This is a genomic window from Pseudarthrobacter sp. L19 (genome assembly GCF_050859435.1).
Classification (GTDB): Bacteria; Actinomycetota; Actinomycetes; order Actinomycetales; family Micrococcaceae; genus Arthrobacter.
In genome coordinates this window covers 605,799-628,617 of record NZ_CP193935.1, presented here as the reverse complement: position 1 = coordinate 628,617, position 22,819 = coordinate 605,799, and the positions used below count along the sequence as shown (strand labels likewise).

General features: G+C 69.9%; 18 protein-coding genes, 4 pseudogenes and 2 riboswitches. Of the genes and pseudogenes, 15 read left to right on the top strand and 7 right to left on the bottom strand.

Annotation, left to right across the window (positions count from 1 at the left end; translation table 11 throughout):
* Positions 1-16: 16 nt before the first annotated feature.
* Both groL and ACRQ5B_RS02810 read left to right on the top strand, forming a co-directional pair.
* Entirely contained in the window at positions 17-1,654 is a 1,638-nt protein-coding gene (gene groL / locus ACRQ5B_RS02815) for a chaperonin GroEL (RefSeq protein ID WP_290258716.1), read from the top strand.
* 153 nt (positions 1,655-1,807) lie between these two features.
* The gene (locus tag ACRQ5B_RS02810) at positions 1,808-2,851 is read left to right on the top strand and encodes an RNase H family protein (RefSeq protein WP_432396740.1); all 1,044 of its coding nucleotides are present in this window, start codon (positions 1,808-1,810) and stop codon (positions 2,849-2,851) included.
* 3 nt (positions 2,852-2,854) lie between these two features.
* Here the strand turns inward: ACRQ5B_RS02810 and ACRQ5B_RS02805 are convergent, their stop codons facing one another.
* From ACRQ5B_RS02805 to ACRQ5B_RS02795, 3 genes and pseudogenes are all read right to left on the bottom strand, one after another.
* The gene (locus ACRQ5B_RS02805; RefSeq protein ID WP_290258714.1) at positions 2,855-3,142 is read right to left on the bottom strand and encodes a WXG100 family type VII secretion target; all 288 of its coding nucleotides are present in this window, start codon (positions 3,140-3,142) and stop codon (positions 2,855-2,857) included.
* A gap of 164 nt (positions 3,143-3,306) precedes the next feature.
* On the bottom strand, positions 3,307-4,890 hold the full coding sequence (locus ACRQ5B_RS02800) for an ATP-binding protein (protein WP_432396736.1): 1,584 nt from the start codon (positions 4,888-4,890) through the stop codon (positions 3,307-3,309).
* A 2-nt stretch (positions 4,891-4,892) separates the two neighbouring features.
* Positions 4,893-5,602 (bottom strand): annotated as a pseudogene (locus ACRQ5B_RS02795) (response regulator transcription factor).
* A 184-nt stretch (positions 5,603-5,786) separates the two neighbouring features.
* Here ACRQ5B_RS02795 and ACRQ5B_RS02790 point away from each other — a divergent pair.
* On the top strand, positions 5,787-6,053 hold the full coding sequence (locus tag ACRQ5B_RS02790) for a hypothetical protein (RefSeq protein ID WP_290258710.1): 267 nt from the start codon (positions 5,787-5,789) through the stop codon (positions 6,051-6,053).
* A 1-nt stretch (position 6,054) separates the two neighbouring features.
* Positions 6,055-6,930 carry an FHA domain-containing protein gene (locus tag ACRQ5B_RS02785; RefSeq protein WP_432396733.1) on the top strand — a complete coding sequence of 292 codons (876 nt, stop codon included), beginning with the start codon at positions 6,055-6,057 and terminating at the stop codon, positions 6,928-6,930.
* A gap of 120 nt (positions 6,931-7,050) precedes the next feature.
* Here ACRQ5B_RS02785 and ACRQ5B_RS02780 read toward each other — a convergent pair whose 3' ends face one another.
* Genes ACRQ5B_RS02780 through ACRQ5B_RS02770 form a run of 3 tightly spaced genes read right to left on the bottom strand, consistent with a single transcriptional unit; the run spans position 7,051 to position 11,448 of the window.
* A complete protein-coding gene (locus ACRQ5B_RS02780; protein WP_432396730.1) occupies positions 7,051-8,697 on the bottom strand; it encodes a DNA repair helicase XPB in 1,647 nt (548 codons plus the stop codon).
* The gene (locus tag ACRQ5B_RS02775) at positions 8,694-11,204 is read right to left on the bottom strand and encodes a helicase-associated domain-containing protein (protein WP_432396728.1); all 2,511 of its coding nucleotides are present in this window, start codon (positions 11,202-11,204) and stop codon (positions 8,694-8,696) included. Before ACRQ5B_RS02775 ends, ACRQ5B_RS02780 begins: the two co-directional genes overlap by 4 nt.
* A gap of 10 nt (positions 11,205-11,214) precedes the next feature.
* Complete coding sequence (locus tag ACRQ5B_RS02770; protein WP_412882238.1) at positions 11,215-11,448, bottom strand: hypothetical protein; 234 nt, start codon at positions 11,446-11,448, stop codon at positions 11,215-11,217.
* Between the two features lie 177 nt (positions 11,449-11,625).
* On the opposite strand from ACRQ5B_RS02770, the gene ACRQ5B_RS02765 reads away from it, so the two are divergent.
* The 3 genes from ACRQ5B_RS02765 to ACRQ5B_RS02755 are packed head-to-tail and all read left to right on the top strand — an operon-like array spanning position 11,626 to position 14,044.
* Positions 11,626-12,009: a cold-shock protein gene (locus ACRQ5B_RS02765; protein WP_290258705.1), complete on the top strand. Its 384-nt coding sequence runs from the start codon at positions 11,626-11,628 to the stop codon at positions 12,007-12,009.
* A 10-nt stretch (positions 12,010-12,019) separates the two neighbouring features.
* Positions 12,020-12,670, top strand: a complete 651-nt coding sequence (locus ACRQ5B_RS02760; RefSeq protein ID WP_432396724.1) for a DUF3027 domain-containing protein — start codon at positions 12,020-12,022, stop codon at positions 12,668-12,670.
* Between the two features lie 42 nt (positions 12,671-12,712).
* On the top strand, positions 12,713-14,044 hold the full coding sequence (locus tag ACRQ5B_RS02755) for an MFS transporter (RefSeq protein ID WP_432396722.1): 1,332 nt from the start codon (positions 12,713-12,715) through the stop codon (positions 14,042-14,044).
* Positions 14,045-14,069: 25 nt separating this feature from the next.
* Here ACRQ5B_RS02755 and serC read toward each other — a convergent pair whose 3' ends face one another.
* Positions 14,070-15,200 carry a phosphoserine transaminase gene (serC, locus tag ACRQ5B_RS02750; RefSeq protein WP_432396720.1) on the bottom strand — a complete coding sequence of 377 codons (1,131 nt, stop codon included), beginning with the start codon at positions 15,198-15,200 and terminating at the stop codon, positions 14,070-14,072.
* A gap of 253 nt (positions 15,201-15,453) precedes the next feature.
* Here serC and ACRQ5B_RS02745 point away from each other — a divergent pair.
* The 8 genes and pseudogenes from ACRQ5B_RS02745 (at position 15,454) to fdhD (ending at position 22,805) form a co-directional block, all read left to right on the top strand.
* A pseudogene (locus ACRQ5B_RS02745) lies at positions 15,454-16,148 on the top strand (metal-dependent transcriptional regulator).
* 129 nt (positions 16,149-16,277) lie between these two features.
* Positions 16,278-16,509, top strand: a riboswitch (cyclic di-AMP (ydaO/yuaA leader).
* Positions 16,510-16,513: 4 nt separating this feature from the next.
* On the top strand, positions 16,514-17,332 hold the full coding sequence (locus ACRQ5B_RS02740) for a peptidoglycan DD-metalloendopeptidase family protein (RefSeq protein ID WP_412882243.1): 819 nt from the start codon (positions 16,514-16,516) through the stop codon (positions 17,330-17,332).
* 147 nt (positions 17,333-17,479) lie between these two features.
* Positions 17,480-17,638, top strand: a riboswitch (cyclic di-AMP (ydaO/yuaA leader).
* Positions 17,639-17,904: 266 nt separating this feature from the next.
* Complete coding sequence (locus ACRQ5B_RS02735) at positions 17,905-18,678, top strand: NlpC/P60 family protein (protein ID WP_432396715.1); 774 nt, start codon at positions 17,905-17,907, stop codon at positions 18,676-18,678.
* A gap of 255 nt (positions 18,679-18,933) precedes the next feature.
* A pseudogene (locus ACRQ5B_RS02730) lies at positions 18,934-19,433 on the top strand (HNH endonuclease).
* A 36-nt stretch (positions 19,434-19,469) separates the two neighbouring features.
* Positions 19,470-20,117: a molybdenum cofactor guanylyltransferase gene (mobA, locus tag ACRQ5B_RS02725; protein WP_412882245.1), complete on the top strand. Its 648-nt coding sequence runs from the start codon at positions 19,470-19,472 to the stop codon at positions 20,115-20,117.
* Positions 20,118-20,127: 10 nt separating this feature from the next.
* A complete protein-coding gene (locus tag ACRQ5B_RS02720) occupies positions 20,128-20,412 on the top strand; it encodes a DUF6457 domain-containing protein (RefSeq protein ID WP_290258694.1) in 285 nt (94 codons plus the stop codon).
* A pseudogene (locus ACRQ5B_RS02715) lies at positions 20,409-21,779 on the top strand (molybdopterin-binding protein). Before ACRQ5B_RS02720 ends, ACRQ5B_RS02715 begins: the two are co-directional and overlap by 4 nt.
* A 156-nt stretch (positions 21,780-21,935) precedes the next feature.
* On the top strand, positions 21,936-22,805 hold the full coding sequence (gene fdhD, locus ACRQ5B_RS02710) for a formate dehydrogenase accessory sulfurtransferase FdhD (protein WP_432396712.1): 870 nt from the start codon (positions 21,936-21,938) through the stop codon (positions 22,803-22,805).
* Positions 22,806-22,819 lie beyond the last annotated feature (14 nt).

The following is a 22,819-nucleotide window of genomic DNA, read 5'->3' as shown; positions in this document are numbered from 1 at the left end:
AAGGACTACTGCCGTTATGGCCAAGATCATTGCATTTGATGAAGAGGCACGCCGCGGTCTTGAGCGGGGCCTGAACATCCTCGCCGACGCCGTCAAGGTCACCCTCGGCCCGCGTGGACGCAACGTCGTCCTCGAGAAGAAGTGGGGCGCCCCCACGATCACCAACGATGGTGTTTCCATCGCCAAGGAGATCGAGCTGGACGACCCGTACGAGAAGATCGGCGCCGAGCTGGTCAAGGAAGTTGCCAAGAAGACGGATGACGTCGCCGGCGACGGTACCACCACCGCCACCGTGCTGGCCCAGGCCCTGGTCAAGGAAGGCCTGCGCAACGTCGCGGCCGGCGCTGACCCGCTGTCCCTCAAGCGCGGCATCGAGAAGGCTGTCGACGCCGTCACCGCCGAGCTCCTGGCCTCCGCCAAGGAAATCGAGACCAAGGAAGAGATCGCCGCCACCGCGTCCATCTCCGCCGGCGACAACGAGATCGGTGCCCTCATTGCCGAGGCCCTGGACAAGGTCGGCAAGGAAGGCGTCATCACGGTCGAGGAGTCCAACACCTTCGGCCTCGAGCTGGAGCTCACCGAAGGCATGCGCTTCGACAAGGGCTACATCTCCGCCTACTTCGTCACCGACGCCGAGCGCCAGGAAACGGTCCTCGAAGACCCGTACATCCTGATCGTCAACTCCAAGATCTCCAACGTCAAGGAACTGGTTGCTGTCCTCGAGAAGGTCATGCAGTCCAACAAGCCGCTGCTGATCATCGCCGAAGACATCGAGGGCGAGGCACTGGCCACCCTGATCGTCAACAAGATCCGCGGCACTTTCAAGTCCGTCGCCGTCAAGGCTCCGGGCTTCGGTGACCGCCGCAAGGCCCAGCTGGCCGACATCGCCATCCTCACCGGTGGCCAGGTCATCTCCGAGGAAGTCGGCCTCAAGCTTGAGACCGCCGGCCTGGAGCTGCTCGGCAAGGCCCGCAAGGTTGTTGTCACCAAGGACGAGACCACCATTGTCGAAGGTGCCGGCGACGCCGACCAGATCGCCGGCCGCGTGTCCCAGATCCGCGCCGAGATCGAGAACTCCGACTCCGACTACGACCGCGAGAAGCTGCAGGAGCGCCTGGCCAAGCTGGCCGGCGGCGTTGCAGTCATCAAGGCCGGTGCCGCAACCGAGGTTGAGCTCAAGGAACGTAAGCACCGCATCGAGGACGCCGTCCGCAACGCGAAGGCTGCCGTCGAAGAGGGCATCGTCGCCGGCGGTGGCGTGGCCCTGATCCAGGCTGGCGCCAAGGCGTTCGCCAACCTGCAGCTCTCGGGTGACGAGGCTACCGGTGCGAACATCGTCCGCGTTGCCATCGACGCTCCGCTGAAGCAGATCGCCTTCAACGCCGGACTCGAGCCGGGCGTTGTGGTGGACAAGGTCCGCGGCCTCGCTGCCGGCCACGGCCTGAACGCCGCCACCGGCGAATACGTCGACCTGCTGGCTGCCGGCATCAACGACCCGGTGAAGGTCACCCGCTCTGCCCTGCAGAACGCGGCCTCCATCGCCGGCCTGTTCCTCACCACCGAGGCCGTCGTGGCCGACAAGCCGGAGAAGAACGCTCCGGCCATGGGCGGCGGCGACGACATGGGCGGCATGGGCGGTATGGGCGGCTTCTAGCCACCCGGCCCACCCCGGCCGGCAGTCCGCTGCCGGCCCCGGTACAACGACGACGGCGGTCCCACCTTGCGGTGGGGCCGCCGCCGGCGTTTGAGCCGCCCGCGCCGGGGATCAGGGAGCAGCGAAGGCGGGCAGGTCTGGCAGGATAGTGCAGTGACGATTACAGCTGCGGCCGACGGTTCGGCCCTTGGAAACCCCGGCCCGGCCGGATGGGCCTGGTACGTGAATGACAACTGCTGGCATGCCGGCGGCTGGCCGCACGGCACCAACAACCAGGGCGAGCTGATGGCCGTGCTGGACCTCTTCCGTTCCACTGCCCACCTCGCCGACGAGGAGCTGCACATCCTCTGCGACAGCCAGTATGTGATCAACTCGGTGACCAAGTGGATGCCGGGCTGGAAGCGGAAGGGCTGGAAGAAATCCGATGGCAAACCCGTGCTCAATGTGGAGCTGCTGAAGGACATCGACCGGGCCCTCGTCGGCCGCAAATATAGGTTCGAATGGGTCCGCGGACACGCCGGCCACGAACTCAACGAGGCCGCGGACGACCGTGCCCGCGGCGCCGCAGTGGCCTACCAGCAGGGTGTCGCCGTCCGGCAGGGCCCCGGTTTCGTCCGCCCCGGCACCCCGGCGGCCCCGCAGGCAGCGCCCTCGCAGACAACCGCCCCGGCAACCGCCCAGGCCCCGGCCGGCGGCTCCGGCCGCCCAACCACGCCGCCCACGGCGACGGCCGCCGCGGCCGCCCCTGCACCAGTGGCCTTCGACGAGCCCACCCTCTTCGGCGGCCCGGACGGGTACACCGAACCCGACCTGTTCAGCGAGCTGGCGGACCAGACCGCGGCCGCAGCCACGGCGCAGGAACCGGAGCAGATCGTGGAGGCCCTGGAGCGGGAACTGCTGCAGCCGGAGACCAGGGCTGACCTGGGCCGGACCGGGGTGCTGCTGCACCCCGAGTTCACCGAGATCGGCAGCTCAGGGCGGCTCTGGACCCGCGACGAGGTCATGATGGCGCTGGAGGAAAACCCCGGCCCGCACACGGCCCTGGAGACGCTGGCGGCGGAGCGCATCGGCCCGGACACCGTCCTGCTCACCTACCGAAGCCGGACCCGCGCCGGAACGGTGCTGCGCAGCTCGCTTTGGGTCCTGGACGGACACCAGTGGCGGCTGCGGTTCCACCAGGGCACCGCCGAGGCCTGATCCCTAGCCGAAGCGCTGCGCGTTGCTCAGCTCGGTCTGGTCGTAGTTCGCGGCCGCCGAGCTGAGGGCGTGGTTGATCGAGGCGAGGGAGGCCTCCACCTTCCCCTGCGTCAGGGACCACTCCACGACCAGCGCCTGGAAGTTGGTGGCGGCGGCGCCGCGCCAGCTGGATTGAAGCTCCTCCAGCCCGCGTTTCATCGCCTGGACGTCGGCGCTGATCCGGTCGACCGTGGCCTGGACGGTGGCGGACTTGAGCTGCAACAGCTCGGTATCGACGGAAAGAATGCTCACGGTGCGGCCTTTCGAGGGGCAGGCAGCCGGGCGCCGGACCGGTAGGGGCGGCCACAGGGAGGGCCGTGCGGCGGGCTCCCGGCTGCCTGCGGTGGAGGGTCCGGGCTTTCCGGACTCCTCGAGCCTACGAAGGCGCCACCGTCGGCTTCCACGCCGCGAAGTCGCTATGTGGATAACCCGGTTCCCCGGCTGCCGCCCGCGGCGCGGTCCGCACCACCGGTTGCAGCAACCTCGTCGGCAGGCCCGTCAGCCGGCACGGCCCGGTCGGCGCCGTCCTCGGTAGCCGGAAGATCCTCGGCCGTCCCGGGCTCCTCCGACGGCGCCTCGTCCAGATACGGCAGGCTGACCACCAGGGTGGCGCCGCCGCCGTCGGTCGGCTGGACCCGGACGCTGCCGGAGTGGGACGCGACGATGGCCGCGACGATCGCCAGCCCCAGCCCGCTGCCGCCGGTCTCCCGGGTCCGGGAGGTATCGGCGCGGTAAAACCGCTCGAAGATCCGGGCGGCCTCCTCCTCGGAGACGCCGGGGCCGTGGTCACGCACCTCGATCACCGAGCGGCGCCCGCCGTCGGCCTCGGTCCGCACCCCCACGGCCAGTTCAATCGGGCTGCCCTCCGGCGTGTAGCGCAAGGCGTTGCCCACCAGGTTGCTGATCACCTGCCGCAGCTTGGCCTCGTCGCCCAGCACCGGCGCCGGGGAAGCGGACCCACCGTCCAGCCCGCGCAGCGAGACCACCCGGCTGCGGTCGGCAACCTGGGTATCCACCATGGCGTCATGGCCCAGCAGGAGCAGGTCAATGGGCTTCTGCTGCAGCGGCCGTTGCTCGTCGATCCGGGCCAGGAGCAGGAGGTCCTCCACCATGGCGCCCATGCGAATGGCCTCGCTCTCGATCCGCCCCATCGCGGTGGCCACGTCCTCGGGGGTGGCCAGGGCGCCGTGCCGGTACAGCTCGGAGAACCCGCGGATGGTCACCAGAGGGGTGCGCAGCTCGTGGGAGGCGTCGGCGGCGAAGCGGCGCATCTTGGCCTCGGAGGCCATCCGCGCGGCAAACGCGGTTTCGATGTGGGCCAGCATGGCGTTGAGGGAGCGGCTGAGCCGGCCCACCTCGGTGTCCGGATTCTCGACGTCCACGCGCCGGGAGAGGTCCCCGGCGGCGATCGCGGCCGCGGTCTTCTCCACGCGGGACAAAGGACGGAAGGACCGGCCGACGGTCCAGGTGGCAATGAAGAAGGCAAGCACCAGCGTCAGCAGTCCGACGCCGACAACCACCAGGGTGGCGTGCTCCATGACGGAGTCCACCGGGTAGAGCGGCAGGCCGATGACGACGACGGCGTTGCGCCGGTTGGCGTCGAGGACGTTGACCGCCACCACCCGCCAGTTCCGGCCGTCGGTGCCGCGGACCTGGAACGGTACCTCCGCACGGCTGCGGGCGTCCTCCGGGCTGATGCTGCCGATGGCCGGCCGGGGACCCTTGCCGCCGAAGATGATGGACGGCTGGCCGGGGGTGAAAAGCAACAGCGAATAGTCGGTGGGGACGTTGGGCCCCTGGTCCTGCAGCTGCTCGAAGGACTGTTGCTGGTGGGCCGTTTCGACGGCGACCTTGAGCCGGTCGTCGACCTGTCCCTGCAGGTAGCTGTGCAGCAGGGCCAGCGTTCCCGCGCCGGTGGCGGTCAACGCCACCAGCATCAGGGCCATCATGATGGCCACCAGCTGCGAGCGCAGCGAGGCCGCCTTCCACCGGCGCAACAAGGTCAGCGCTTCTCGGCCGTCCGGAGCACGTAGCCGACGCCGCGTTTGGTCTGGATCAGGGCGGCGGCACCCGGGTCGGTGTCCACCTTGCGCCGCAGGTACGAGATGTAGGACTCCACGATCGAGGCGTCGCCGTTGAAGTCGTACTCCCAGACGTGGTCAAGGATCTGGGCCTTGGAGAGCACCCGGTTGGGGTTGAGCATCAGGTAGCGGAGCAGCTTGAACTCGGTGGGGGAGAGCTCGATAACCGTGCCGCCGCGGCGCACTTCGTGGGCGTCGTCGTCGAGCTCCAGGTCATCGACGCGGATGACGGCGTCGTCGTCCTGCAACGGCTGGGTCCGGCGCAGCACCGCGCGGATCCGGGCCACGACCTCGTCGAGGCTGAACGGTTTGGTGACATAGTCGTCGCCGCCGACGGTGAGCCCGGTGACCTTGTCCTCGGTGTCGTCCTTGGCGGTCAGGAACAGCACGGGGAAGTGCTTCCCGGCGGCGCGCAGGCGCCGGGTGACGGTGAACCCGTCCATGTCCGGGAGCATGACGTCCAGGACGGCCAAGTCGGGGAGTGCTGGTCGGCGGCTGCCAGGGCGTCGCGCCCGGTGCCGGCCGAGACAACCTCGAAGCCTGCGAAACGCAGCGAGGTGGACAGCAGCTCGCGGATGTTCGGTTCATCATCGACGACGAGCAGCTTGGCTTCGGGACCGTTCTTTTTCATGATTCCCATCTTGCTCCCAGATTCTGTGAGTTTTCTGGACGAATCGTGTGTGTTGCGTGACCATCTCCGGGTGTCCTTCCGGAGAGAACCTTGGCGGAGCCATTCCCGTCCGCCGGGTCCCGGATTAGAGTTGGCTAACGGCCCGGTTCCAGCCGGGAGCGTCACTCTACGACTGGAGTAAACGATGTCTGAAGCGACAATTCCACAGTCCGGCGGGGCGGACTCAGCGGCGAACCGGTCGATCCGGGACTGGGCGGACCTTGCAGAGGAAATGTGGTCCTACCTCACGGGTAAGGGCGCCGCGATCAACTACGAGTTCGTCGACATGACCGTGGAGGTGCCGCGTGACATCGGCCCGGATGCGCCACGGGCCACGTGGAAGCTCAACGGCAGCCTCCGCGTGACGACCAGTGACCGCGATGCGGCGGGGTCCGACAAGAACAGACGCTGACATGGGACCCCGGTTCAGGGTCGACGCCGACCTGGAGTTCTCCGTGACGGAACCCTCCGGTGGGGGTACCTCCGGCACGGTCCAGGCGGCCGGCGCCGAGGTCAAGGTGATGCTGAGCAGCCTCGATGCGTCGCTGGGCCAGCGGATGCCGTCCCTGCAGCAGCTACGCCCGCTGGCCAAAACCCTGGCCGAGCAGGGACTCACCGTGGTGATCGAAGGCCCGCAGGGGCTCATCGCATCCCTGGGGGCGGTCCGGACGGGCCGGGCCCAGCGGCTGCTGACCCGGTCTCCGCATATCCGGCTCGGGAACGTGCGGACCGTGGCCCCGCTGGCCCGGCGCGGCGGGCGGACCAAGGACGCCGGGATGTCCCTGCTCCCGCCGGAAACCCCGCTTCCGCTGCTGCCCACGGTCAAGCGGCGGATCGTGCGCAAGGTGACCACGACGCACCACACCAGGGGCAGCGGGCGTCCGCGCCTGATCTTCGTCCAGGACTCGGCCACCTGGGACGGCCAGGTGCCCCGCGAGTTCAATCTCTCCGGGGAACGGATGAGCATCGGCAGCGGGCCGGACGCCGACCTGCAGCTGGACGGCCTCGAACCCGTCCACGCCGAGATCGTCCACAACGAGCGGGACGAATACGTCCTGGTCCGGCACGGGGTGGTCACCGGAAGCTTCGGCCCCGCGGACAGCTCCATTCTCCGCACCGGCGCCCGGCTGCAGATGGGTCCGTGGTGCCTGGCTTACTTCCGGGAGGAGTTCGCCGACCACGGACGCCCCTTCGGCGGCCGCAGCGGCGGGGAGTTCGCCTACCAGAAGCCGCAGCTCGACCCGCGGACCGGGCTGATGGAGCAGGACGGCTCCACCGGCGTCACGTAGGCGGCGAGGCAGGGAAGGACAACGGCGGCCCGGGACCGTCCGCTGCGGCGGCGGGTCCCGGGCCGTTCCGCGTCCGGACAGTGGTGTGGCATCGGGGAGTGCGACAGATAAGCCGCGGGATCAGTCCCCGGCGCCGACGTCCTTAGCGTCCATGATCCGGTAGGCGTAGCCCTGCTCGGCCAGGAACCGCTGGCGCTTCGCGGCGAAGTCCTGGTCCAGGGTGTCCCGGGCCACGAGGGAGTAGAACCGGGCGGCGCGGCCGTCCTGCTTGGGCCGCAGCAGCCGGCCCAGCCGCTGCGCTTCTTCCTGTCGGGACCCGAAGGACCCGGAGACCTGGATCGCCACGGACGCCTCCGGCAGGTCAATGGAGAAGTTGGCCACCTTGGACACCACCAGGGTGCGGACTTCGCCGGCGCGGAAGGCATCGAAGAGGCGCTGGCGTTCCTTGACCGAGGTGTCGCCCTTGATCACTGGCGCCTTGAGGCGCTCGCCGATCTCGTCCAGCTGGTCGATGTACTGGCCGATCACCAGCAGCTGCTCGCCCTCGTGCTCCGCCACCAGCCGCTCCACGATCCCGGTCTTGGTCTCGGACGTGGCACAGAGCCGGTACTTGTCGGCGTCGTCGGCCATGGCGTACGCCACCCGCTCGTCCCGCGGCAGGTCCACCCGGACCTCCACGCAGTCGGCCGGAGCGATGTAACCCTGCGCCTCGATATCTTTCCACGGGGCGTCGTAGCGCTTGGGCCCGATCAGGCTGAAGACCTCGCCCTCGCGGCCGTCCTCGCGCACCAGGGTGGCCGTAAGCCCCAGCCGGCGCCGGGCCTGCAGGTCCGCGGTCATCCGGAAAATGGGTGCCGGCAGCAGGTGGACCTCGTCGTAGATGATCAAACCCCAGTCGTTGCCGTCGACCAGTTCCAGGTGCGGGTAGAGGCCGCCGCGTTTGGTGGTGAGCACCTGGTAGGTGGCTATGGTCACCGGCCGGACCTCCTTGACGGAGCCGGAATATTCGCCGATTTCCTCCTCGGTCAGGGAGGTGCGCTTGAGCAGCTCGTCCTTCCACTGCCGGGCCGAGACGGTGTTTGTGACCAGGATGAGCGTGGTGGTGGAACTGGTGGCCATCGCGGCGGCGCCCACCAGGGTCTTGCCGGCGCCGCAGGGGAGCACGACGACGCCGCTGCCGCCGGCCCAGAAGTTCTCCGTGGCCAGTTGCTGGTAGGGCCGGAGTTTCCAGCCGTTCTCGTCCAGCATGATCGGGTGCGGGGTCCCGTCCACGTAGCCGGCCAGGTCCTCGGCGGGCCAGCCGAGCTTCAAGAGCAGCTGCTTGAGCTGACCGCGCTGGGAGGAATGGACCACCACGGTGTCCGCATCGATCCGTGGGCCGAGCAGCGGCGCGATCTTCTTCGCGCGGCTGATCTCCTCGAGGACCGGGTAGTCGGAGGTGCGCATGACCAGGCCGTGCTGGGAGTCCTTCTCCAGCCGCAGCCGCCCGTACCGGGACATGGTCTCCTCGATGTCGATCAGGAGGGCGTGCGGCACCGGAAAACGGGAGTACTTCAGCAGCGTGTCCAGCACCTTTTCGGCGTCCAGGCCCGCGGCCCGCGCGTTCCAGAGGCCCAGCGGCGTCAGACGGTAGCTGTGCACGTGCTCGGGGGCGCGTTCGAGTTCGGCAAAGGCTGCGATGGCGTGGCGGGCCTCGGTGGCCAGCTCGTGGTCGACCTCCAGCAGGATGGTCTTGTCGCTCTGGACGATCAGCGGTCCGTCATTCACGGGAGCAGTTCCTCGGTGGCCTCGACATCAATGATCCGGTGGACGGACAGGACCCGTTCGGTCTCCCTCGCGGGGTCGAACACGCGGACCCGTCCGCCACTCACAGCAAGCGGAACAACGCGCTCGCGGGTGGCATTCCCGAGGCCGTCGACCACGTTCATCATCACCGCCTGCTTCAACCGGATCGCCCGGTGCAGGGTTTCCAGTCCCAGCTGGGTGCTCGCCTCGGCCGCCGTCCCCGCGGCGCCGGGACCGCCCGGACCCTGCGGGGAGCCAAGTCCGGTGCCGCCGCCCGGGTGCCCGCCGCGGAGCACCGCGAGCTGGGCGTCGACGTCGGCGTCCTCGGGGGCCGACCGCGGCGCCGTGTAGACGGGGCGGGCGCTCCCGGGGGCGGCGGCGCTGCGCCGCAGACGGACGACGGCGGACGCGGCGTCGTCGAGGGAGGGCGTCATGCCCAGTCCGCGCATCACCTGGGCCGCGTCCCGGGGAGCGGCCGTGGAGACCAGGACCGTCGGGGCGAGGCGGACCAGTCCGAGTCCCGCGGCGGCGGGGGCGTTGAGCAGTTCCAGGAGCGCCGTCTCGTCCTCGCTCTGGATGAAACTGGACGCCGGTCCCACCCGCAGCCGTGCGTGGCGGGACGCGGTGTCCTCGATCAGGTACTCCAGCGGCTGCGGCACCGCGGTGGCCGAGTGCGTCCGGAGGAATTCCAGCAGGCCCGGGGCGTCCTGGCCGGCGTCGAGCGCGCGCCGGATGGAGGCGACCGAGAACCGGTAGATGGTCGCCGGGCCCTGGCCCTCGGCGTCGGCCATGGCCAGCAGCTTCTCGCTCAGCTCCGGGTCCAGATAACCGGGGGCGACGGCGGTCAGGTCGGCCTGGAGCAGCACGTGGTTCACGGCCGCCGGCAGATGTTCTCCAAGGATGCCGAGCGCCGTCTCCGGATGGTCCAGGGCGATCTCGGCGCCGATCTGGCTCAGCGCCCCGGAACCCACCAGGCCCAGCATCTCCGCCTCCGCCAGCACGCCGCGGATCAGCGAGCTGAAGCGGCGGGCCATCCGTGGCTGCGACCAGTCGGCACGTTCCAGCACCGCCGCGGCGTCCAGCACCGGGGCCTGGCCGTCCGCGGCACCGGCCTCGGCCGTGAGCTCCTGCAGGATCTCCAGGATCCGTTTGCGCACCACCGGAGCGTCCGGCCGCTGGGCCTCGGCGGAGAGCGCGTTGATAGTGCCGGCGGCCCTCGGAGGCCGGCCCGCCGGGGCGGACGCCCCGCCGGCCGGCTGGCCCACGAGGGAGGGGACGCGTTCGCTGGAGAGCCAGGCGTTGACCAGCCACAGCCATTGCTCCTGCCGAGGCAGGGTCAGCCATTCCAGCTGCTCGGGCTGGACCCAGGCCGAGCTGTCCACGTCGAGCCGGAGCAGCCCGGCCAAGGCGCACAGTTCCACCAGCACCCCGGCTTCCGGGAGCCCGATCCGGAGCGTGTCCGCGAGCCGCTTCATTTCCCGGACGCCGACGCCGCCGCTGCGGAGCGTGACCAGGGGCTGGGTGTGGACGGCGTGCAGCAGTTCGCCGGCGAGCCGGAGGGTCTCGGCGATCGCGCCGAGCGCCGCGTTCCGGCGCAGCGCGGCGCTGGTCAGGCCCAGGTTCGGCACCGGCGGGGCCAGGGCGAAGTGGTCGATCACGTACCCGCCGCGCAGGGCCAGCCCCACGCTGTGCGGCAGTTCCACGTGCGCGGCGTCCAGCGGGACCAGCAGGCCTCGGGCCAGCAGCCAGTCAACTGGCCCGGCGTCGGCTGTCTCGGTCAGCACGGACACGCGGCGCTGCGCCTGCGGAACGGCGCCCATGGCCCAGTTCCCGAACCGGTCCAGCAGCGCGGCGGTCCGGGCCGGGGCGTGGGAGAGCAGGTCCTGCAGCGCCTCGGGCGAGCCGGTCCAGTGCTGCAGGGCGAGGGCGGCGTCCATCGGGGTGTCCGCCGGCGCGATCCCCGCCCCGGACTGGTGCAGCTCGGCCACCAGCTGGACCACCCGCTGCGCGAACGCCGGCTGCAGGCGCACGAGCTCGGTGTAGCTGCGGCCAAGGCCTGCCGGATAGATGCCGATGACATCCTTCAGGCTGCCCACCGGCAGATAGTGGCGTTGCCGTGCCGCCGATGCCGCGGTGCCGTGCGGCGGGTCGGCCCGGTGCACGAGGGCCAGGTCCTGGAGCGAGGCCAGCAGCCGGTCCAGCGCTGCCACGGTGGAGCCCTTGATCAGGCGCTTGAGGGTGGCGGCCGAGGCACTGTGGCCGGTGTCGGCGTTGGTGCACAGGTGCAGCGCCTCCAGCACCTGCATCTGCGGCCGGTTAAGCCGTTCCAAGGCGCGTTGGACGCTGACGCGGCCGCTGGCCCGGGCGGCCAGCGCGGCGAAGTCGGGGACGGCGGGGATCATCAGGTCAGGCCGCGCGGCGAACAGGGCGCGCAGCGACTCGTCGCTGCGCGCCTGCAGGTCCTCGCCGAGCGCGCGGATCTGGGACATGGGGTCTCCGTCAGCCCCTGCCGAGGCCGCGGGCGCGGCGGCGGGCGATGACGGCGTCGAGCACCAGGAGGGCCATCAGCAGGAACGCGGCCGGCAGGCCGTACAGCGCGGCCGAGGTCAGCCAGACCGGCGCCACGGCGTTGCCGGCGGCCAAGGCGATCACCGCGCCGAAGGCGGCCAGGGAAAGGACGGCGACGACGGCGGCGAGGATCAGCAGGGAGCGCCGGAGACGCTGTGGAGTCATGACAGCAACGCTAACAGTCCGCCTGCATCCGCGCCTCAAGCCCTCAAATCTGCCCGGGCACGATAACCTTGAAGGAACAGACCAACACGGTCGGGGCGGTCATACCCTGAACCCGCACATCGGTGCGGATGCGGTGACCGCCGGCCGCGTCCCAGCAGAACGAAGAAGGTTGATTACGTGCCTACCGGCAAGGTCAAGTGGTATGACAAGGAAAAAGGCTTCGGATTCCTCGCGGGCGAGGACGGCCAGGAGGTCTTCTTGCCCAAGTCCGCATTGCCCGAGGGCGTCGTTGAGCTGAAGGCCGGAACCCGGGTTGAGTTCGGCGTGGCCGACGGCCGTAAGGGCGCCCAGGCCCTGGGCCTGCGGGTGCTGGACAAGACTCCGTCGATCGCCAAGGCGAAGCGGCCCAGCGCCAAGGACCTCGCGCCCCTGGTCCAGGACCTGGTGACGGTGCTGGACAACCTCTCCGGCACCCTGTCCGCCGGCAAGTACCCCGAGGGCAACAAGGCGAAGGCTATTGCCGCCGCCCTGCGCAAGGTTGCCGACGAGCTGGACGCGTAGGGTCCGGCCGATGACTGCGGAACCTGAAGAGACCGGCTACCCGGTGCCCGACGCCGGACGGAAGCCGGCGGCCAAGGCGTCCGCCGCCGGAGCGAAGGGCACCAAGTCGGCGGCCAAACCGCGCTACGGCGTGCCCGTGTGGCGTGTGGGCAAGCCCGACGCCTTCCTGGCCGCGTCCGTCGACGTCGCCCGTGCCGCGGTGGAGGGCATCGCCGAGCCCGGGCAGGTAGGCCGCCACCTGGCGGCCAAGAGCGAGGGTGACCGCCTGGTGACCCATTTGTTCGAATCCAAGCTCCCCGGCTACGGCGGCTGGCAGTGGTACGCCGTGCTGACCCGCAACTCCCGCTCCAAGGTTGTGACGGTGGATGAGCTGGGCCTGCTGCCCTCGGAGGACTCCATCCTGGCCCCCGAGTGGGTGCCGTGGGCCGAACGCGTCCGGCCCGAGGACGCCCAGCCCGACGACGGCCACGAGGACGCCGGGGCTGAGCACCGGGACGAGTCCGACGCCGAGGCTGACCATGCCGGCAGCCCCGACGCCTCCCAGGACGACGCAGCGGACGATGACGCTCCCGCTGAGTCCGGGACCGTCGTGACGGACGAACCCGGGGACGAACACGACGAACGCGCAGCGGACGCCCGGTCCGCCGGCGGGACCGACTAGCGGTTTGGCGGCGTTCAGGGCGGAGCAGCGGGAGGACCTTCCATGAGGTCCACCTTCAAATCGCTGCACATCCTGAACTACCGCATCTGGTTCCTCGGGGCCCTGGTCTCGAACATCGGCACCTGGATGCAGCGGACCGCCCAGGACTGGCTGGTCTTCGACCACCTGAGCCACCAGGACGCCGGGGCCATGGGCATCACCATGGCCCTCCAGCTGGGACCCCAGCTGTTCCTCGCCCCGGTCGCCGGCCTGGTGGCCGACCGCTTCAACCGCAAGACCCTCCTGAACCTCACCCAGTCGGCCATGGCGCTGCTGAGCGCCCTGCTGGGCGCGCTGGTGCTCTCGGGGGCGGCGCAGCTCTGGCACGTGTACATTTTCGCCCTGTTGCTGGGCGTCGTCTCGGCCGTCGACGCCCCGGTCCGCCAGACCTTCGTTTCTGAACTGGTCAAGGACGACTACCTGCCCAACGCCGTCGCCCTCAACAGCGCCTCCTTCAACGTCGCCCGGATGATCGGGCCCGCGGTCGCCGGTGTCCTGACCGTCGCGATCGGGCCCGGCTGGGTGTTCCTGGTCAACACCCTGACTTTCGTAGCACTGCTGGCCAGCCTCGCCCGGATCCCGACAGCATCCCTGCGGAAACTCCCCAAGGCGCGTGGCGGCAAGGGCCGGATCCGGGAGGGCCTGCGCTACGTGCGGTACCGGCCGGACATCGTGATCGTCCTCGTGGCGGTCTTCATCGTCGGAACCCTGGGCCTGAACTTCGTGCTGTTCATCGCCGCGATGGTGGGCACCGAGTTCGGCCTGGACGCCGGCGCCTTCGGCCTGATGAACTCGATCATGGCCATCGGCTCGGTCGCCGGGGCCCTGCTCTCCGCCGGCCGGGGCCGCCCGCGGATGCGGATGATCTTCGGGGCCGCCGGGGTCTTCGGCATAACCTCCGGGCTGGCCGCGCTGGCCCCGAACTACTTCTGGTACGGCGTGGCCCTGGTGCCGGTGGGCCTGTGTGCCATCACCATGATGACCAGCGCCAACGGCTACGTGCAGACCACCACGGACCCGGCGATGCGCGGCCGGGTGATGGCCCTGTACATGGCGATCTTCATGGGCGGAACACCCATCGGGGCACCGTTCGTGGGCTGGGTGGCAAACGTCGCCGGCCCGCGCTGGTCCATGGGCGTGGCCGCCGCCGCCGGCGTGGGAGCGGCCCTGATCGGGATGGTCTGGATCATCCGGGCACGCCACCTGCGGATCGCCTTCAACCGGCGGGCCGGCGGCCTGCGCTTTTTCCGGCTGGTGCCCGGCGGGGCGATCGGCACGGCAGACGACGACGGCGTCGTCCGGGCGGTAAACCCCGACGACGCCGCCAGCCGCTAGGCCGCCCCGGAGGGCGGCTGCGGGCCTACTTCGCCAGCTCCGCCACGACGTAGTCGATGCACTCCAGCAGGGCCGACACGTCGTCCGGCTCGATCGCCACGAAGGTCGCGATCCGCAGCTGGTTACGGCCCAGCTTCCGGTACGGCTCGGTGTCGACGATCCCGTTGGCGCGCAGCACCTTGGCGATCGCGGCCGCGTCGACCGACTCGTCGAAGTCGATCGTGGCGATCACGTTGGAGCGGTCCGCCGGATCCGAGACGAACGGGGTGGCAACGCCCGATGCCTCGGCCCAGCGGTAGATCCGTCCGGCGGAGTCGGCGGTGCGTGCCGCGGCGAAGTCCAGGCCGCCGCTGGCGTTGAGCCAGCGCACCTGCGCGTCCAGGGTCACCAGGGTGGCCAACGCGGGGGTGTTATAGGTCTGGTTCAGCCGCGAGTTGTCGATGGCGGTCTGCAGGTCCAGGAAGTCCGGGATCCAGCGGCCGGACGCCTTGACCCGCGCGGCCCGCTCCAGGGCCGCGGGGGAAAACAGGCCGAGCCACAGCCCGCCGTCGGAGGCAAAGTTCTTCTGCGGCGCGAAGTAGTAGACGTCGGACTCGGCGACGTCGACATCCAGGCCGCCGGCGGCGGAGGTCGCGTCGACCAGGACCAGCGAGCCCTCGTCCGCGCCGGCCACCCGACGGACCGGGGCGGCCACACCTGTGGAGGTCTCATTCTGCGGCCAGGCGTAGACGTCCACGCCGGCCTCCGCCCGAGCCTCGGGCCGGGTGCCCGGCTCCGCCTTGATGATCGAGGACTCGGCCAGGAAGGGCGCCTTGTTCGTGGCGGCGGCGAACTTGGAGCCGAACTCGCCGAAGGAGAGGTGCTGTGCCTTGTTCTCTACGAGCCCGAAGCTGGCGATATCCCAGAACGCCGTCGAGCCGCCCACGCCCAGGACCACCTCGTAGCCCTCGGGGGCGCGGAAGAAGTCGCTGAGGCCGGAACGGACCGAGCCCACCAGGTTCTTGACCGGGGCCTGGCGGTGCGAGGTGCCGAGCAGGGTGGCCGAGGCCGATGCCAGGGCCTCCATCTGTTCCGGGCGCACCTTCGAGGGCCCGGCGCCAAACCGGCCGTCCTTGGGAAGAAGGTTCGCGGGGATGGTGATGCTGGTGTCGCTCACAATGGCTCCAATGGTCGGCTGGGTGCGAGAGGTGGCTGGTCGGCCGGTAAGGACCGCTTCCATTCTGCCCGACGGCGGCCCCGGCGCCGGAAAGCGGGCTGTCATAGTCCGGTCAGGAAGCCGGCTCTAAAATTATCCGGAGTAATTCACAATAGGCTAGGCTGTCGGGAGCGTATGGCGGATCCCGGGTGGCCGCGCCCCGCACGTTGTACGGTGGAATGACGCAAGGACGGCGCTCAAGGAGCTGAGCTGGATGACGGATCTGATCGACACTACGGAGATGTATCTTCGGACCATTCTGGAGCTTGAGGAAGAGAACATCGTCGCGCTCCGGGCCCGCATTGCCGAACGACTCCGCCACTCCGGACCCACCGTCTCCCAGACCGTCGGCCGGATGGAACGGGACGGGCTGGTCGTGGTCTCCGGCGACCGCCACCTGGAACTGACTGAGGTGGGCCGGCGGCGCGCCACCGAGGTGATGCGCAAGCACCGCCTCGCCGAACGACTGCTGGCTGACGTGATCGGCCTGGACTGGGCGTACGTCCACGAGGAAGCCTGCCGCTGGGAGCACGTGATGAGCGAACGGGTCGAGCGCCGGATCTTCGAGATGCTCGACCACCCCACGGTCTCCCCTACGGCAACCCCATCCCGGGCCTCGCCGAACTGGGCGGCCTGCCGACGGCGGAACAGGCCGACGGCGTCGTCAACCTCCTGGACGCCATGGCGGGATATGCCGCGGGCTCCCGCATCACCGTGAGCCGGCTTGCCGAACCCATCCAGGTGGAACCCGAACTGCTGGTGCAGCTGGACGAGGGCGGTATCCGGCCCGGCGCCACCGTCTCGCTGGAGCGGGTGGGGGAGTACATCTCCGTCCGCGTCCCGGACATTGAGGGCGCGCTCGAACTGCCGCCCGAGGTTGCCGCCCACGTTTTCGTTACCCGGGGGTAGTGCGACGCGGAAGCATACCGTAAGTGTGCTGTTTACTAGCCCGTCTAGGAGATAACGAAATTATTACTACGGGCCTTAATCCCCTATAGTTATCGACTAGTACCGAGACTAAAGCGTTACCTGATCCGAAGCCGAGCTCTGCCAGCGGATCAGGGTGCGAATCACCTTCTGGCAGAGGCGGGGGAACCACTACCGGCCGGTAATTCCGGCCTCGGGGTGAAGTCCGCTAGCGGCAAGCGAACTCTCTGAGGACACTCTTTCCGGGTGCCTCTCTGCCTGGATGCTTGCGTCGGCGGACCGGGTCTATGAACTCTCTGACCCGAATCCGACAGCTAACTTCGCAGGCTTTTTCAGAGAGGAACCACTTGAGCACGCAGACCGTCCGCGGGCGCCGCCGCGCCGCCGGCCCCGCTCCGGAGCCGCGCCCCGCCGTCGACGTCACCGTCCCGCGCCCCCGCGATGCGCACCGGGACGAGCGCCGCGGCCGGCGCAGTCCGATCCGCCAGGTCGCGGACTTCGCCGCCGTCACCGGAATGGGCCAGAAGGCCGGAATGACCCTGGCCGCCGCCGGCATCGCACTCACCGTGGCCGTCCCGGTGACCGGCCCCGCGCTGGCCGTCGACGCCCCCACCGCGGGGTCCGTCTCCGCCGCGGCCCAGCCCGAGGTCAAGGCCGCCGCAGCCCAGATCGACTTCAACCGCACCGCCGTCACCACCAAGGGTGACCCGGACGGGAAGCTCAAGCAGCTGCTCAGCGCGCAGTCCGTTGGCTCCATCACCCGCGCCGCATCCGCGGGGACGCTCGGCGCCCCGCTGGACACCATGATCACGGCGTCGCCCTTCGGCTACCGGGTCAGCCCCATCACCGGCGCGGTCGGCGAATTCCACCGCGGCCAGGATTACGCCGCGCAGTGCGGCACAGCCGTCCATGCCGCCGCGAGCGGCACCGTAACTTTCTCCGGCTGGCACCCCTACGGGGGCGGCAACCGGATTGTGGTCGACCATGGCAATGGCCTGGAGACCACGTATAACCACTTGTCGTCATCCAGCGTCCACGTCGGCCAAAAGGTCTCCCGTGGCGATGTGATTGCGATGAGCGGAACAACCGGTGCCTCCACCGGCTGCCACCTCCACTTCGAGGTGATGGTCAACGGGGACGTCGTTGATCCGCTGGGCTGGCTCTAAAAGAGCCCACCGCAATGCTCACACTTCCGTGACACGCCGTGATCTGAATGTGACATTGAGTCCGAACTGTTGTACCGTATGAAGCACGCCAACTTCACCGAAGTTGGCGCTCTTGAGTGGATTGCCTAACTCTGCCACCGCTCAAGGTCCGTTCGCATGACATCGTCTGGCAGGGGCGGGGGAACCAATTTTGGTCTTCGCAAGAAGACCTAGGGGTTAAGTCGCAAAGCTTCCCAGGAAGCGGAGCGGCCGGGTGACTCCCATCCGAATCCGACAGCTCACCTCGTAGGCATTGGGAGAGGCTACTTTCGTGTCTTCACGCCACAATGCTGCGCGTTTTCGCGCTGGCGAGGCTCAGTCGAGCCCGCTGATGACCATGCACCGCGTTGCCCTTGCCGGCGCCCGGGATGGTTCACGCAATGCAGTTACTGCTTTTGGCGCGTCTTCGCAGTACACCCTTCGCTAAAGAAACCCGTTTCGGGGCGATCCGGCGTACCCCCAAGATGCCGGAGCGTCCTTAGTCCCGCCTGTTCAAGAGCGCGGACACAAAGGATCACGAAAGAGAGAACTAAATGACTACTCGTGCAACCATTGCACGCCACCGCGCGGAGGTCACCAAGACCAACTCGCTGGCTGTCATTGCCAAGGCCGTCGGCGACAACGCCGGTGGCATGGGTCGCCAGGCTGCGGTTATCGCTGCTGCCTCCGGCCTGGTCCTGACCAGCGGTATCGCGGCCAACGCCGCCGAGACCAACGTTCAGCGCGAATCCACCTCTGCTTCCGCCACCGAGGTTCAGTCCACCGCTCCGGCCACCATCTCGGCGGCCTCCAGCATCGCCATCTCCTACGAGAAGCCTGCTGTGACCACCGCGGCCGCCCCCGTCGTCGAGGCCCCGAAGCCCGTCGTCAAGGTGCAGGAAGCTGACACCACCACCGCCAACACCGCCGCAGCCACCCCGGCCGCCGGCACCGCGGTCAACGCGTCCGTCGCCACCAAGGCTCCGGCCGCCACCAGCGGCATGGGCGCCTCGATCGCCGCCGCCGCTTACGCCCAGATCGGCGTGTCCCAGGACTGCACCATGCTGGCCACCAACGCCCTGGCCGCCGTCGGCATCCACTACCACGGCTGGCCGGCAGGTTACCTGTCCCTGGGCCGCACCGTCAGCGCCGCCGAAGCGCAGCCGGGTGACCTCGCGTACTACCAGAACGGCGGCATGGGCATGGCCCACATCGCCGTTTACGTCGGCAACGGCATGGCCGTCCACGGCGGCTGGAACGGCGGCACCACCGCCCTCTACAGTGTCAACGTCGGTTCCGGCCCGGTCTTCATCCGCGTCGGCGGCTAAGACCCCCGCTTCCCGCGAAGCTTCGAGAAGGACCCCTGCCACCGGCTGGGGTCCTTCTCTGCTGACCGCGTGCCAGCGGTGCAGGAAGCACCGCTGGCACGCGGGCCCAGGATCCGCCACGGATGCCCTGCGGCCCGAAATTCGGTAATCCGGGCCACCCGTGTTTACTCTTGTGGTGTCGATCCTTAGCCTGACCATGCAGAGGGCAGCCGGCCCTCGTGCCACTGGCGGGTGCGGCCGTGAAGAGGGATGCGGATGCGCACACTCGTTCTGAATGCTGGATATGAACCGCTGGCGGTTGTGACCTTCCGCCGGGCGCTGGTGCTCGTGCTGACGGGCAAGGCCAGTGTCGTGGCCGAGGGGGACGACCCGGTGGTGGGGCCGCAGGATATCCTCGGCCGGCCGAGCGTCATCCTGCTTAACCGCTACATCCGCCCCCGCTACAACACCGTGACTGCGGTCAGCCGCCGGGGTGTGCTCCGCCGGGACGGCCACCGGTGCGCCTACTGCGCTAAACCGGCCCACACCATCGACCACGTCCAGCCGAAGTCCCGGGGAGGGGCCGACTCCTGGGAGAATCTGGTGGCCGCCTGCCTGCGCTGCAACAACGTCAAGGGCGACCACACCCCGGCCGAGATGGGCTGGAAGCTCGGGTTCACCCCGGTCCGCCGAAGGGCACGATCTGGCAGATCAAGGAGCTGGAGAAGCCCACCCCCGCGTGGGACCCGTTCCTGCTGCCCGAATCCGCGCACTAGCACCGCCGGCCGCCCGCAGGCCGCTAGGCTGGGCGGGTGGAATTCAACGCCGTCATTCTCGCCGGGGGCAGGTCCTCCCGGCTGGGCGGAACCCCCAAGGCCGCCCTCCGCTTCCGCGGGGACACCCTGCTGGAGCGGTCGTTGCTCGCGGCAGCCGGTGCACGCGGCGTCGCCGTCGTGGGACCGGAAACCGGCAGACTCCCGGACGGAATCCTCCTGTGCCGTGAAGACCCGCCCTTCGCCGGACCCGCGGCGGCCCTTGCTGCCGGGCTCGAGGCCCTCGCTCGCGGGGGAGCGGCCGGCGGGAGCCAGGCGCCGCTGACGCTGGTCCTGGCCTGCGACATGCCGCTGGTCGCCGACGCCGTCCCCGCACTCTTCGCCGACCGTGCCAGGGCGCAGCCCGGCTCGGACGGCAGCGTCGCCGTTTCGGCGGACGGCCGGATCCAGCCGCTGGCCGGCCTTTATGACACGACCGCGCTACAACGATCGGTGGCGGACGCGGCACGGCGCGGCACGCTGGTGGGCGGATCGTTGTTCGGCCTGCTTGCTAGTCTGGACCTGCGGACGGTTCCCGTGCCGCCCGGGTCCACCGACGACGTCGACACCTGGGCGGACGCCCAGGCCCTGGGAGTCGCGCGTCCCGGCGTTGCCGGGAACGGAAGCGGCCGCCCGCACACGACATGAAAGGCCCACCGTGAAGAGCCAGGACGAAACCCTCGAGGACTGGTGCCGCGCACTGCTCCAGGCCCTTGAGCTCGACGGCGTCGACATCGACATCAACGAGGTACTGGGACTCGCCGGCGTTGCCGCGCATTCCGTGGTCCGCCCAGCCGCACCGCTGACCACCTTCATCGCAGGTTTCGCCGCCGGGCTGGCCTCCGGCACCGGCCAGGCCACCGACGAGGTTTCCATGCGGGCCGCCATGGGCGTCGCGCGGAAACTGGCCAAGGAATACGCCGCCGAGGCCCCCGGGGAATGACGTCCGAGCCACCCCGCGCCGACGCCGACGACGCCGGGACCGAGCCCGCCGCGCACCGGCACCTGGCCCACACGTGGCAGGAAGCCCGGGAGCTCTCGTTCGACTGCGCCACCCCCATCCCGCCGGCCCCGGTGCCCCTGCGCCGAGCCCTGGGACGCACCCTCTCCGCCGACGTCACGGCCTTCCACGACATGCCGCACTATGCGTCCTCGGCCATGGACGGCTGGGCGGTGAACGGCAGCGGCCCCTGGATCCTGGCCGAACCCGGGCAGCGCCTCGCCCCTCACCAGGCCAGTCCCATCGTCACGGGCGGGCTGATCCCGCCCGGTGCGAAGGCCGTCCTCCGCAGCGAGAGCGGCAGGATCGGCCTCGATGAGGACCAGCTGCCGGTGCTGAAGCTTGGCGGTGGCGCGAAGCCGGGGAGCCCCGCAACGGCGACCACATCCGCAAAGCCGCCGAAGAAGCGGCCGAGGGCGAGGTCCTGATCCCCAAAGAGACCGTGCTCAACCCGGCCCACCTGGCCCTCGCCGCCCTCGCCGGCCACGACACCCTGCCCGTGCTGGGCAAACCGGTGGTCCGCCTGGTTTTCACCGGTTCCGAGGTGGTCGCCAGCGGCGTGCCCCAGCCGGGGAGGTCCGGGACACCTTCAGCCCGCAGCTCTCCGCCGTCGTCGACCTGCTCGGCGGCGTCCCCGCCGGCGAAATCAAGATCGGGGACGGGGACGGGGAATGGCTCGCCGCCCTGGAGGACCCCGAACCCGCGGGCGACGACGAAGACACCCCGCCCGCCGACGTCGTCATCACCACCGGAGGGACGGGCCGGTCCGGGACCGACCACCTGCGCCGCACCGTCGAGCAGCTGGGCGGCAGGCTGCTGATCGACGGAATCGCGATGCGTCCCGGGCACCCGGCCGTCCTCGCCGAACTACCCGACGGACGCTTCATCATCGGCCTGCCCGGCAACCCGCTCGCCGCCATGATGGCGCTCTCCACCATCGGCGGACCACTCCTGGCGGCACTGGGCCACCGGCCCCGCCGCCCGTCACGGAGGTCCCGTGCGGCACGATGATCGACGCCGATCCCGGCCGTACCCGGCTGATGCCCTTCCGCATGGTCTACGGCATGGCCTCCCCGGCCCAGCACACCGGCCCCGGCATGATGCGCGGACTCGCCGCCGCCGACGGGGTCCTGGTGGTCCCGCCGCACGGTGCGCAGCTGGGCGAACCGGTCCCGGCGTTCGCGCTGCCCTGGGGGCGGCCGCTGCCGGAGCCCGACGCAGGCAAGCCTGCACCGAAACCCGCCGCTCGACGCACCCCGAAGAAACCGGCCGGCAACGGTCCGGTCGACTGGAGCGCCCTGCTTGGCTGACACCGGCCGGCCTGAGCCCGGCGTGGCTGGCGCCCGCTTGGCTGGCCCCACGGGTGCCGGCTTGGCTGGCACCAGTGCCGAGTTCAGAATGGATCCAGAGGCGGGAACCGGCCGCAGGCCGGGCCGCCCCACCGCACCGCTGATGAGGAGTACCGAATGGGCCGCGTGACGCAACGCCGCAAAGTGCACAAGTTTGTCCTGGACGGATCGCCGCAGGCGCGTGAGTTCCCGGTCCGGTACCGCGAGGACGTCCTGGCGGTGGAGGAACCACTGGAGGTACGGCTGGGCAGCACGTCCTTCTCCGTGACCATGCGCACCCCGGGCAACGACTTCGACCTGGTGGCCGGCTTCCTGGTCTCCGAGGGGATCATCTGGTCCGCCGACCAGCTTGTCTCGCTGCGCTTCTGCGCCGGCGAGGACGAAGACGGCGTGCAGACCTTCAACGTGGTGGAAGCCCAGCTCCGGCCCGACGTCGCCCGCCCCGACACCGGACGGAACTTCTTCACCTCAAGCTCCTGCGGGATCTGCGGCACCGATTCGATCGAGGCCGTCGAGAAGTCCTCGCACTTCAGCCCCGCGGGCGACCCGGTGGCAGTGCCCGTCGAGACGCTGGCCGCGCTCCCGGACCGGCTGCGCGAAGCCCAAGCGGTTTTCGACGCCACCGGCGGCGTGCACGCCGCGGGGCTGTTCCGCATCTCCGAGGACGGCGGCGCCGAGCTCCTCTGCCTGCGCGAGGACGTGGGCCGCCACAACGCCGTCGACAAGGTAGTGGGCTGGGCACTCCGGGAGGGGCTGCTGCCCCTGCGCGGCACCGTCCTGCAGGTCTCCGGCCGCGCCTCCTTCGAACTCGTGCAAAAGGCCTCGCTTGCCGGGATTCCCGTCTTGTCCGCCGTCAGCGCGCCCAGCAGCCTGGCCGTGGAACTCGCCGAAGCCAGCGGGATGACCCTCGCGGGCTTCAGCCGGGGCACCAGCCTGAACGTCTACGCCGGCCACGAACGGATCGGCGTGCCCGCCGCCCTCACCTAAACCGGACGGCTGGC

Bases quoted from the DNA above. Each gene is read 5' to 3' on its own strand.
- groL (WP_290258716.1), top strand. From the start codon at position 17: ATGGCCAAGATCATTGCATTTGATGAAGAGGCACGCCGCGGTCTTGAG.
- ACRQ5B_RS02790 (WP_290258710.1), top strand. From the start codon at position 5,787: ATGTCTGAAGCGACAATTCCACAGTCCGGCGGGGCGGACTCAGCGGCG.
- ACRQ5B_RS02785 (WP_432396733.1), top strand. From the start codon at position 6,055: ATGGGACCCCGGTTCAGGGTCGACGCCGACCTGGAGTTCTCCGTGACG.
- ACRQ5B_RS02775 (WP_432396728.1), bottom strand. From the start codon at position 11,204: ATGTCCCAGATCCGCGCGCTCGGCGAGGACCTGCAGGCGCGCAGCGAC.
- ACRQ5B_RS02770 (WP_412882238.1), bottom strand. From the start codon at position 11,448: ATGACTCCACAGCGTCTCCGGCGCTCCCTGCTGATCCTCGCCGCCGTC.
- ACRQ5B_RS02760 (WP_432396724.1), top strand. From the start codon at position 12,020: ATGACTGCGGAACCTGAAGAGACCGGCTACCCGGTGCCCGACGCCGGA.
- ACRQ5B_RS02755 (WP_432396722.1), top strand. From the start codon at position 12,713: ATGAGGTCCACCTTCAAATCGCTGCACATCCTGAACTACCGCATCTGG.
- ACRQ5B_RS02735 (WP_432396715.1), top strand. From the start codon at position 17,905: ATGACTACTCGTGCAACCATTGCACGCCACCGCGCGGAGGTCACCAAG.
- fdhD (WP_432396712.1), top strand. From the start codon at position 21,936: ATGGGCCGCGTGACGCAACGCCGCAAAGTGCACAAGTTTGTCCTGGAC.